The organism is Halorubrum sp. C191 (genome assembly GCF_002727095.1).
In the GTDB taxonomy this organism is placed as follows: domain Archaea; phylum Halobacteriota; class Halobacteria; order Halobacteriales; family Haloferacaceae; genus Halorubrum; species Halorubrum ezzemoulense.
Genome location: NZ_NHNZ01000027.1, coordinates 1 through 610 on the forward strand (window position 1 = coordinate 1; position 610 = coordinate 610).

The 610-nt window shown below is 54.8% G+C and carries 1 protein-coding gene; it reads left to right on the plus strand.

Annotation, left to right across the window (positions count from 1 at the left end; translation table 11 throughout):
- Nucleotides 1-53: 53 nt before the first annotated feature.
- Nucleotides 54-610: transposase (locus tag Z052_RS02385; RefSeq protein WP_144049978.1), on the plus strand; the 557-nt coding region annotated here is incomplete at its 3' end.

A 610-nucleotide genomic window follows, 5' to 3' on the forward strand; every position in this document is an offset into this window, starting at 1 on the left:
CTGTCTCTTACCCACAAATTCTATTCCCGTAGCTGAGAAGTTGAGGCTGGGAGATGGGACGAGATCAGCGGAGTTGGCGACCTGATCTGAACGATGACGGGGAGTTGTGTGACATGGATGTATCAGGTTGGATTCGGACGGAGTTTCGGGCAGCGGAGTTCGGAGACAAGCGTCTTACCGATCGATTGGTCCAACTCGGGGATGAACTCGGCAGTTCACCTGCCGAGTCCATCCCGGCTTCCTGCGAGGACTGGGCGTCCACAAAGGCTACATACCGATTTTGCGATAATGAGAGTGTGGAACCGACCGAGATTCTCTCTGCTCACAAGCAGTCACAGCGATCACGGGTGAGTGGCGGAGACGAGCTGTTGGTCGTCTCCGACACGACGTATCTCACCTTTCCTCGCCACCCAGCCAAGGACGGTCTTGGAGATATTAGTTCCTCAGATATCGACGTAGAAGGCGTCAAATTACACACTTCCGTTGGTATTCGCCCAGACACGCAGCAGATGACTGGGGTCATCGACCAGCAGGTGCTGGTCGAGGACCAACAGGCGGGCAACACTTACAGCACAAACGGCAAAGACTGTCTCTTATATCCATCCGACGC